General features: G+C 69.7%; 9 protein-coding genes. 1 reads left to right on the top strand and 8 read right to left on the bottom strand.

Annotated features, from left to right (window positions below; all coding sequences use genetic code 11):
- Positions 1–134: 134 nt before the first annotated feature.
- The gene (locus tag AB0J91_RS24965; protein WP_363873181.1) at positions 135–1,427 is read right to left on the bottom strand and encodes an aspartate aminotransferase family protein; all 1,293 of its coding nucleotides are present in this window, start codon (positions 1,425–1,427) and stop codon (positions 135–137) included.
- Positions 1,428–1,517: 90 nt separating this feature from the next.
- Positions 1,518–2,717, bottom strand: a complete 1,200-nt coding sequence (locus AB0J91_RS24970) for a tryptophan dimethylallyltransferase family protein (RefSeq protein ID WP_363873212.1) — start codon at positions 2,715–2,717, stop codon at positions 1,518–1,520.
- 84 nt (positions 2,718–2,801) lie between these two features.
- On the opposite strand from AB0J91_RS24970, the gene AB0J91_RS24975 reads away from it, so the two are divergent.
- Positions 2,802–4,214, top strand: coding sequence for an NAD(P)-binding domain-containing protein (locus AB0J91_RS24975; protein ID WP_363873184.1), 1,413 nt, complete (start codon positions 2,802–2,804; stop codon positions 4,212–4,214).
- Here the strand turns inward: AB0J91_RS24975 and AB0J91_RS24980 are convergent.
- From AB0J91_RS24980 to AB0J91_RS25005, 6 genes are all read right to left on the bottom strand, one after another.
- Positions 4,168–4,761 (bottom strand): ATP/GTP-binding protein, encoded by a 594-nt coding sequence (locus AB0J91_RS24980; RefSeq protein WP_363873186.1) that lies wholly within the window; start codon positions 4,759–4,761, stop codon positions 4,168–4,170. The two genes, AB0J91_RS24975 and AB0J91_RS24980, sit on opposite strands and share 47 nt — an antisense overlap.
- Complete coding sequence (locus AB0J91_RS24985) at positions 4,745–5,119, bottom strand: DUF742 domain-containing protein (RefSeq protein WP_363791837.1); 375 nt, start codon at positions 5,117–5,119, stop codon at positions 4,745–4,747. The genes AB0J91_RS24980 and AB0J91_RS24985 overlap by 17 nt, the downstream gene beginning before the upstream one ends.
- A gap of 3 nt (positions 5,120–5,122) precedes the next feature.
- Positions 5,123–5,545: a roadblock/LC7 domain-containing protein gene (locus tag AB0J91_RS24990; protein ID WP_363791839.1), complete on the bottom strand. Its 423-nt coding sequence runs from the start codon at positions 5,543–5,545 to the stop codon at positions 5,123–5,125.
- A 5-nt stretch (positions 5,546–5,550) separates the two neighbouring features.
- On the bottom strand, positions 5,551–7,821 hold the full coding sequence (locus AB0J91_RS24995; protein ID WP_363873189.1) for a nitrate- and nitrite sensing domain-containing protein: 2,271 nt from the start codon (positions 7,819–7,821) through the stop codon (positions 5,551–5,553).
- Between the two features lie 360 nt (positions 7,822–8,181).
- Positions 8,182–8,430, bottom strand: coding sequence for a hypothetical protein (locus AB0J91_RS25000; RefSeq protein WP_363873192.1), 249 nt, complete (start codon positions 8,428–8,430; stop codon positions 8,182–8,184).
- A 17-nt stretch (positions 8,431–8,447) separates the two neighbouring features.
- On the bottom strand, positions 8,448–9,677 hold the full coding sequence (locus AB0J91_RS25005; protein ID WP_363873194.1) for a PucR family transcriptional regulator: 1,230 nt from the start codon (positions 9,675–9,677) through the stop codon (positions 8,448–8,450).
- Positions 9,678–9,863: the final 186 nt, after the last annotated feature.

Consider the following 9,863-nt stretch of genomic DNA (forward strand, 5'->3'; position numbering starts at 1 on the left):
GTGAAAGCGATCCCGACGTTCCGCCGGTCGCCCTCCCGCGCCCGGCCAGGCTTCGCGGGTACGGCTCCTGACCTGGAACGCAGGAGCGGGCCCGCCGATCGGACGTCGGCGGGCCCGCTCAGGGGGTTCGGCTCCTACAGATCCCCAGTCACGTCGGTGAGGGCGTCGTCGAGGATCGACAGGCCGCGGTCGATCTCGGCCTCGGTCGCGGTGAGCGGCGGCGCGATGCGGAACGTGCCGCCCATGCCGGGCAGCTGGACGATGTTCATGTGCAGCCCGAGGTCGGTGCAGCGACGGGTGACCGCGGCGCCGAGCTTGTCGACGTCGCCGCCGTCCGGTCCGGCGGTCAGCTCCAGGCCGACGAGCAGCCCCCGGCCCCGGATGTCGCCGATCACCGGGTGCTTCCCGGCCAGCTCGCGGAGACCACCGGACAGCCGCTCCCCCAGCTCGCGGGCCCGCAGGTCGAGGCGGTCGCGGGTCAGCACGTCCAGGACCGTGTTGCCGACGGCGGCCGGGAGCGGATCGTTGACGTGGGTGGTGAAGAACAGGAATCCGCGGTCGTGGGCCTGCTGCTCGATCTCGGCGCTGGTGAGCACCGCGGCCAGCGGCAGTCCCGCCCCGAGGGTCTTGGACAGGGTGAGGATGTCCGGGACGACGCCGTCGCGCTCGAAGGCGTACCAGGCGCCGGTGCGGCACAGGCCGGTCTGCGCCTCGTCGAGGATCAGCAGCATCCCGCGCTCGCGGCACTTGTCCCGCAGCGCGGCCAGGTAGCCGGGCGGCAGGTCGATGACGCCGCCGGAGCTCAGGACCGGCTCGACGATGCAGGCCGCGAGGCTGCCGACCGACTGCGCGTCGATCAGGCCGAAGCCCAGGTCCAGCTGACGCCGCCAGTCGAGGTTTCCGTCCGCGTCGACGATGTCGGGGTGGAAGGAGTCGGGAACGGGCAGCGCGAAGTTGCCGGGAGCCGCCGGACCGTAGCCGACGCGGCCGGCGCTGTAGGTGGCGTTGGCCGCGGCCAGGGTCATGCCGTGCCAGGAGCGGGCGAAGGAGACGACCTCGTGCTTGCCGGTGACGAGCTTGGCCATCCGCAGCGCGGCCTCGTTGGACTCCGCGCCGGTGGTCAGGAACAGGGCCTTGTCCAGCGGTTCCGGCAGGGTCTCGGCGAGGCGCCGGGCCAGGTCGATGACCGGGCGGCTGAGCATCCCGCTGTAGAGGTGGTCGAGCTTGGCGGCCTGCTCCCGGACGGTGCTGACGATCTCCGGGTGGGAGTGCCCGAGGATCGCGCTCATCTGCCCGGAGGTGAAGTCGAGCAGCTCGCGCCCGTCCTCGGTGAACACCGAGGCGCCCTCGGCGCGCTCGATGATCCCGGGGCTGAACGCACCGTGCCCGGAGTAGCGGATCAGATCACGTGTGGCGAGGTCGTCCATGCCCCGAAGTTACGGGCTCAACTGCGCGAACGGGAGCACCCGGGAGGAGGTGGCGGTTCCCGGGGAAGCGCCACCACCTTCTCGGCGGGATCAGGGATCGACGGGACGGTCGTAGACGGAGAAGCGCAGGTACATGCCGATGTCGGCGGCCTCGTCCGGGTGCGTCGTGCGGAACGCCAGGAGGTCCTGGAGGCCGATCATGGTCGACGGGTGCTGGGGCGCGAGAGCGTTGATCATCGACAGGTAGGGCCCGGGGTCGAGCCCTTCCTGTCTCATGAGGACGGCGGTGCGTTCCGCGGCGTCCTCATCGGACACCGCGTTCTCCGGTAATCGGAGGTACACGTTGGCTTCCTCCGGCTGCGCCGAACCGCTGCGAAAAGCGAGGCACACCATCGGTTCCTCGCCGTCGGCCTTGTCCTGACCGTGATACAGCGACCGCCACACCCGGGCCGCCCGCTCGGAATCGTGTCCGGCCGCGAGGGCGGCCACCGAATCAAGATCTTCCCATGCGCGACTGGCGATCCGGAAATAGATCTTCACCCTAGCCCGATCGGAATTCGTCAAATCGAGGGCGGTGAATTCGATCTCATTTCCCCGTTCCATCAATTCCGGCATCCACATTCGGACCGAGTCCCACGGGCGCTCCAATCCGAGCCGTCCCATCGCCTCGGTGGTCTTGGCCAGGACGTCGACCGGATCCGTGCTCTCCGCCTGCGGGTTGAAGTAGGCCTTGTACCGCGCGGATTCACCCGGGCGCCATGCCAGCGAATGCCAGATGGTGGGACGGTTCACCCGCGGATCGTCGGTGACGAAGAGATCTTCCACACGGTGGTAGCGGCTGAGGTCGACGCCGTGCAGATCGGCCAACCGCTCGGTGAGCGCACGCCCGGCGCGCTGACAACCCGCAGGTGTCGGCTCGTCCCCGAGGGACTCGAAGAGGATCCGCAGCTCGGGTCGCCGGGCTCGCCAGCTGATGGACATCTCGGCCGGAAAACCGTCCGCCGAAACAAAAGAGGGAACCTCCGGACAAGAGCCGATCGGGTGATCGCCCCAGGGGCTCAGCGCAACGCTGAGTTCTGTGACGAGGGTCTCCACATCGGAGGGCGAGAACCCGAGATGTTCGGCAACGGTTCGGTACTGGCTGGTCAGGAACTGTGTGAATGACACGCCGTGCGCGGGAAAGACTCCCCACCGGCGAACGGACGACGATCCTGCTCGTGAACTGGGCACTACCCCGACCTTCCGCATCGCGGTTACTCTTGATCGCGGCATCGCGCCTGTCAGCAACATCAACACGATCTCATCCAGACGACGAATTGGGAATGGTCTCCACGCGGAGAGGGTTCGATGGGCACTGTGGACGGTCGCGGAAACATGACATCTCCCCAGGTTGAAACCCGTGATGTGTGCGTGATCGGAGCCGGCGTTTCCGGATTGGCGATGATGCGTTCGCTCCGTCGCCGCGGAATCGACTTCGTCGGTCTGGAACGCGAGGACGCCGTGGGCGGGGTGTGGAACTTCGGCCCCGCCAGTTCGCAGAGCTCGCACCCGGCCTACGAGTCCCTGCACCTCAACACCTCCAGCAAGGTCACCGGGTTCACGGGATTCCCCGTGCCCGAGGACTTCCCGCGCTACCCGCGCCACGACCAGGTCGCCTCCTACCTGGCGCGATTCGCCGACGAGCACGACCTGACCGGCCGCATCGAGTTCGGCACCGATGTCCACCAGGTGGAACCGTCCCCCGGCGGAGGATGGCTGGTCACCAGCCGCAGCGGCGGGAGCACGCGGACGCGGCACTTCCGCGAGGTGGTGATGGCCTCGGGTTATCACTCCGCGCCACGACTTCCCGATCCGGCGATCACCGGTTCGGAGGTGTTCCGGGGCAGTCAACTGCACTCCGCCGACTACACCGACCCGGAACCGTTCCGCGGCAAGAACGTCACGGTCGTGGGCTTCGGGAACTCGGCCTGCGACATCGCCGTCGAGCTCTCCCGCGTCGCGGCACGCACGGTCCTGTCGGTCCGCCGGGGCGCGCACGTGGTGCCGAAAACCCTGATGGGACTGCCGATCGACGAGATCGCCGTCAGCCGCTGGTGGTCGTTCCTGCCGTTCCGGGTGCAGCGCAAGCTCATCGAGGTGCTGCTGCACCTCTCGCGCGGGCGCATCGCCGACTACGGCCTGCCGGAGCCCGACCACCGGGTGATGGACGCGCCGATCACCATCTCGGACGAACTGCTCAGCCGGCTCTCGCACGGCGAGATCACCGTCAAGCCCGGCATCCGGGAGTTCACGTCCGACCAGGTCGGCTTCACCGACGGCAGCACCGAGGACTCCGACGCGGTCATCCTCTGCACCGGCTACGACATGTCACTGCCGCTCCCCGACGACGTCGCCTTCGACGGCGACGGGAGGCTCTCGCTGTTCCAGCGGATCGTTCCGCTCGGCCACGACGGGCTCTACTTCGCGGGATTCCTGCGCCCGGTGGGTTCCCTGACCCGGCTCGCCGAACTGCAGGCGGAGTGGATCGGCGACCTCCTCGCCGGCGAGGCCAGGCTCCCCGGCCGCGACGAGATGGCCGCGGAAGTGCGCGGCCACCTCGACCGGATCGCCAAGCGCTACGGCGCGCAGCGCCCGGAGGACGCTCTCAACGTCGACGTCGCGAGCTACGTCCGGGGGCTCAAGCGAGAGCGCCGCCGGGGCGCGGACCGCCCGGCGGCTGACGCTCATCCGAACAACGGGCTCACTGACCTGCGCCGACGGCCTGCTGACTCGCCATTTGCCTCATGACGTGCTCCAGCAGCCGGGCGAGGACGTCCTTGACGTCGGCGCGCTGCCGCGCGTCGAAGTTGATCACCGGGACCTTGGCGGTGTCGATCTGCAGCGCGTTGGCGATGTCCTCGGGCTGGTAGCGCTTCGTGCCGTCGAACTCGTTGACCGCGACCACGTAGGGGATGTTGCGGTCCTCGTAGAAGTCAAGGCTGGAGAAGCAGTCGTCCAGCCTGCGGGTGTCGGCCACGACCACGGCGCCGAACGCGCCGTGGGTGTGGTCGTCCCACACCGACCAGAACCGGGACTGGCCGGGCATTCCGAACAGGAACAGCGGCGTGCCGTTGCTGAGGTTGATGCGCCCGAAGTCGATGCTGACCGTCGTGGTCGTCTTCTCCGGAACACCCGTGAGCGCGTCCACCGAGGCGCTGGCGTCGGTGATCGGCTCATCGGTCAGCCGCACGTACCGGTCCGGGTCCGCCACGCTCTTGATCAGTGTCGTCTTGCCGCATCCGTACCCACCGGCGATGACGAGCTTGACCGGCGGCCGCTCAAAGCTGTTTAACACTGTCCAGAACCCCCTGCAGGTAATCCAGTGTTGCATCGGAAACGGTTTCTTCCGGGTTGCTCTCACCGTCGAGGGTGAGGACTCCCCGGCGGAGCAGCGCACCCACGAGGGCGCGGGCGGTCAGCACCGGGGTGCCCAGGCTCCCCGCCACCTCCGCTATCGCGACCGGGTTCTTCGCCAGCTCCAGCGCGGCGCTGTCGCTCATCGACAGGTCTCGGTGCCCCTCGCCACCTGGCTTGGCGACCACCTGGGTCGCCAGGTCCAGGTCCAGGTCGGACTTCTCCGGGGCGCCGGCCACCACGAAGGGCCGGACACCCGCGACGGGGTCCTCTGCGTGGACGTTCTGCTGATCGGACATGGGTTACGGCCTCGTCCCGGTCAGCGGGTCCGCGGAGCCACCGCGGCCCTCGGTCACCAGGTGCTCGCCGACCTGGGCGAGCAACCGGTCGAGCTCGACGTTGACGATCAGCGGGTCGGCGGCGGTGTCGACGACCACGGTGATCCCGGTGCGCTCGGCGGCCAGGGCGAGGATCACGAACCGGTTCGCGCCCTCGATGACCGTCTTGCTCAGATCACCGCCCCCACCGATCACGCTGACCCGCTTCGACGAGCTGAACGCCGACGCCGACATCGCGGCGAGGTCTTCCGCCTGCTCCTTGGCCACGCCTTCGGAGGCCCCGCGGGGGAATCCGTCGGACGACCACAGCACGACGCAGTCCACGTCCGCGACGCGCTGTGCGAAGTCGGTCAGCACCCAGCTCAAGTCATCCCTGCCATCGCTCATTGTGTTCACCCCTCACCTGTGTCGCTGCTGTGGTTCTGGCGTCCGGACACGAAGCCCATGGCCCCGCCGCCGCCTGCGCTGCGCCGGGTCCCGGTGCTCTCGTTGGCGGAACCGCCCTGAGCCTTCTTCTCCTCGTCGAGGGCCCGGCCGACCGCCGAGGCTCCCCTGCGCCGCACCGGGAGGCCCACCGACGAGGTCTCCAGCGGCTCCTGCTCGACCGGCTCGGCCCGCGGCGTCGGTTCCGGGCGCGTCTGAGCGCGGGTCTCGACGGGGTCGGCCAGCAGCGCGGTCGCCCCGCTGAGCGTGCCGCGCGCGCTGGAAACTCCCACCGGGGCGGCCCTTTCGATCTCGGCCTCGCGCAGCAGGCCGGACGGGATGGACACCTCGGCCCGGATGCCGCCGGACTCGCCCGCGGCCAGGGTGACCTCGATGTTCCACTGCTGCGTGATCCGGGAGACCACCGGCAGGCCGAGCTGCATGTGGCGCTGGACGCTGCCGAGCGCGAAGTCGGCCTCGGTGCCCAGGATCGCGTTGGCCTCGCCGAGCTTCTCGGCCGGCATGCCCAGACCGCGGTCCTCGATGATGACGACCAGCGATCCGCTGTGCTCCTCGGTCCAGACCCTGGCCTTGCCCTGCGGGGAGCTGTAGTTGGCGGCGTTGTCCATGAGCTCGGCGAGCGCGCGGATCAGGTACGGCGCGGCCTGGCCGTCAACGGCTACCGCCCCCGGCTTGCGGGTGTGGATGCGGCTGTAGTGCTCGATCTCGGCTCGCGCGGATTCGAGGATGACCTCCATCGACGTCGGACCGCGGTGGTAGCGGGCGAGCCGGTTGCCGGACAGCAGCCGCAGATTCTCCGCCAGCCGGCGGGCTCGCAGCAGGAGGCTGTCGAGGACCAGCAGCGCGCGGTACCGGGGCGCGGCCTCGCCGGCTTCGCGTTCCTCGGTGTCGACGATCTGCATGGCGCTCTGCACGATCTGCTGGACTCGCGCGGCCATGCCGACCACGACGCGGGTGAACGCGTCGCTCGTCCGCTTCTGCTTGATGCGCTCCTGCACGGCGACCTGGTAGGCACCGGCGAAAGCGTCCGCCACCTCGCCGATCTCGTCCTTGCCGAAGTCCAGCGAGCGCAGCGGGGCGGAGGCGTCGACGTCCTCGCCGCGCTCCACCCTGCGGAACAGCTCGGGGACGTCCTCGTCGGCGATCTTGCGCACGGCGTCGCGCAGTTCGACCAGTCGCTGCGGCACCAGGGCGACCAGGTGACGTCCGGCGAACCACCACATCAGCAGGGCGGCACCGGCGGTGGCGACGAGCACGAGGCCGGCGAACAGGGCGGTGCGCAGCAGCGCGGCGCTGCCGTTGGTCAGGCCGAGTTCGGCGCCGTAGCGGGCCTGCTCGATGGAGATCTCGGTGAGCTGCCCGCCGACCTGGTCGCTGATCTGGTGCCACTGCTGGATCGTCACGCCCTGCACCTGGCCGTGGGCGATCAGCTGCTGCTCGATGGCCTGCAGCTGCTTCCAGCTCTGGGAGCGGGTGAGCTCCTCGTAGCGCTGCTTGACCAGCGGTGACGCGTTGGAGATCTGCTCTTCGAGCTCGTCGTGGTAGGAGCCGACCAGGACGGCGAAGTTGACCTGCTCGTCGGGCTGCATCCGGGTGACCACGCCCCGGGACGCCAGCAGCGCGGTCTGCGCCATCTGGTCGCCCGCGCGGAAGAACTCGGTGGCGGTGATGCCCGCCTGCCCGGCCTTGGCGTCCTCGACGGCGCGAGCCTGCCCGTCGAAGAGGTCGGCGCCGGCCTCGAGGACCTCGTTGTAGCGCTGGACGGTTTCGCGCTTGCGGGTCGGGTCCAGCGGGAATTCGGGACGGGAATTCGGCAGCCGCCCGATCAGCGTGTTGACGGCGTCGATCTTGACCTTGAGGTCGGGCGGCGTCGCGGAGTTCCCGGACAGTTCGGTGAGCTTGCCGGAGAGTTCGCCGATGGCCTGGTCGGTGGCGGCGTAGCGCTGGCCGAGGGTGCCGGGGGTGGCGTCGCCGTCGAAGGCGCGGGCGACCAGCTGGCGTTCGGACTGCACGGCGGCGAAGGTCCGCACCGCCGGGATCGAGGTGTCCTGCACGGTGACGGCGACCGCGCGGACGATGAGAGCGTCGACGAACGCGGGCGCGAAACCGGCGAGCACCACCACGAAGAACAGCGCGACGATGGCGATCAGGATGTTCCTGATCCGCCGCCGGAGACTCGTCCTGTCCGGCTCGCGCGTTCTGTCCCTGGTTAACTTCACGTCGACCGCGCTCCTTCGGTTGTGCTCTCCACGAGACAGGCCCCGGCCCCCCGGCAGCCTCGGCGCGATTTGCGCGAAGCACGAGCTCCGCTGGGATTCCCCGACATTGGGCGATGTCACCGATGCGAGCGGGCGCGCCGCACTCCCGGTCCCGTGATCATCCGCGCTTGGCCGGGACAGTACCAGCACGGTTTTCGCGGTTGATCAGCGATCCGAAGTGGTCTTCGCGTTCCAACGAGGTGAACAGCAGCACCTGATTTCGGTTACGTTCTCCTTTCGATCACCGCACAGATCTTCCGCGGAGGGCGGGACTGCGGCGGTCATTCGCGCCCCTCCGATTCACCCCGGCTCGTCCGGTTGTCATCGTCGCCCGAGCATGTCGTTCCACGCCGCGCGGGTGCCGTCGCGGATCTCCTCGAAACGGCGCCCGCCCTGCTCGGATTCGGCGTTGGCCCTGGCGTTGTCCGCGCTGACGAACGAGATCCCGATCCGGGCCAGGACCTGCGGGGACCCGGCGGTGTCGAACTCGACGAACGCCCGGCCACCGTTGACCTCGCGGGAGGTGAAGTCGCGGTCGCACCGCGACCGAGGGCACGCGCCGTACGCCAACTGCTCCGGGTGGGAGATCAGGCGTCGGCGCCGCGCCAGCGGAGCACTTCCAGCGCGGCGCCGACTCCGACCACGTCCTCGGCCAGCGGGCGAGGCAGCAGCTCGTCGGCGCGCGCCAGTCGCCGCAGCACGGTGTTGCGGTGGGTGTAGAGGCGCTCGGCGGTGCGGGAGGCGTTGCACTGCTCGCGGATGTAGGTCCGCACCACCTGGCGCACCTCGGGGTCGGCGTCGCGCAGCGCGCCGAGCGCTTCGGCGACGAACTCGTCGGCGTGGGCGGGGTCGGCCGTCATCAGGGCCACCAGCTGGACGTCCTCGTAGCGGGCCACCTGACGACGGGAGCTGAGCCGGGCCAGCATCCGCTGCGCGGTCAGCGCGTCGAGGTGGCTGCGGCGGAAGCCGTCCACCTCCCGCCCCGGTCTGCCGATCGACACGCGCACGTGCGGGCGGGAGCCGAGGTGATCGGACAGTTCCTCGGTGCCCACCGTGGTCGCCACCGGCAGCCAGACCCACAGGGTTCCTGCGGCGGCCACCACCGTCAGCCGGCGGCGCGCGCCGGTGAGGCACACCAGCTCCTCGGCGGCGCTCTCCAGTTCCTCCAGGCCGACGTGGGCGGTGCTCCACACCACGGCCGCCGTGTGCGGCCCGGTCAGGCCGTACCCGAGCTTGAGCTCGGCCCTGCGCGCGCTGATCGGCGAACCTTCGAGGACGAGCGCGACCGCGGCGCGGCGGTCGGCGTTGGTGCCGCGGATGAGGGTGTCGAGTTCCGCCTGCATCCGCTCGCTGATGCAGGCGATGGTGTCGTTGACGTAGGTCGAGATCGACAAAGCCGTGACGTCGAGGAGTTCCCGCAGCTCGTCGGGGTCGGAGGTCAGCGAGAAGCAGATCTCCATCCAGTACCGCCAGGCGACGTTCTGCCCGGCGCGGTAGGTGTCGAGCGCGTGGGCGTCGAGCCCGCGGCGGACCAGGTCCCGGGCGGTGTCGAGCGCCTGCCTGCCGAGGTGCGGTGGGACGCGGCAACCGGGGTCCTGCACGTTGGCCGCCGCCCAGTGCACGACGTTGTCGACGTTGGTCTGCCGCAGCCCGTCGGCCAGCACCGGATCGGCCGCGATGGCCTGCGTGCGGTCGGTGGCGAGCACCGCGGCGTGCAGCTCCTCCGCCCAGCGCGCGGGCGGTTTCAGCGCCGTCTCCGCGCCGAGCCGGATCAACTCCCGAACCCGAGCGGACGGACAGGGCCACGATCGAGTCACGGCAGGCACTATGCCCCAAAAAGTCGCCTATGTGGAGTGTCGGTTAGGAGCTGGTTAAGAATGCGGCGGAGCCGTTGCTTCAGGTGGGGGACTCAGCTCGCACCGCCGCGGGTTCTGAGCGGCTTCGTGGCGAGTACGCCGCGACGCCGATGTCCACCCCCTGGGTAAGCGGAATACATCAGGAGC

Origin of the sequence: Saccharopolyspora sp. NPDC049357 (assembly GCF_040677225.1) — a bacterium.
Lineage (GTDB): Bacteria > Actinomycetota > Actinomycetes > Mycobacteriales > Pseudonocardiaceae > Saccharopolyspora.

Coding starts and splice junctions, on each gene's coding strand:
- AB0J91_RS24965 (WP_363873181.1), bottom strand. CDS start 1,427: ATGGACGACCTCGCCACACGTGATCTGATCCGCTACTCCGGGCACGGT.
- AB0J91_RS24990 (WP_363791839.1), bottom strand. CDS start 5,545: ATGAGCGATGGCAGGGATGACTTGAGCTGGGTGCTGACCGACTTCGCA.
- AB0J91_RS24985 (WP_363791837.1), bottom strand. CDS start 5,119: ATGTCCGATCAGCAGAACGTCCACGCAGAGGACCCCGTCGCGGGTGTC.
- AB0J91_RS24970 (WP_363873212.1), bottom strand. CDS start 2,717: ATGTTGCTGACAGGCGCGATGCCGCGATCAAGAGTAACCGCGATGCGG.
- AB0J91_RS24975 (WP_363873184.1), top strand. CDS start 2,802: ATGACATCTCCCCAGGTTGAAACCCGTGATGTGTGCGTGATCGGAGCC.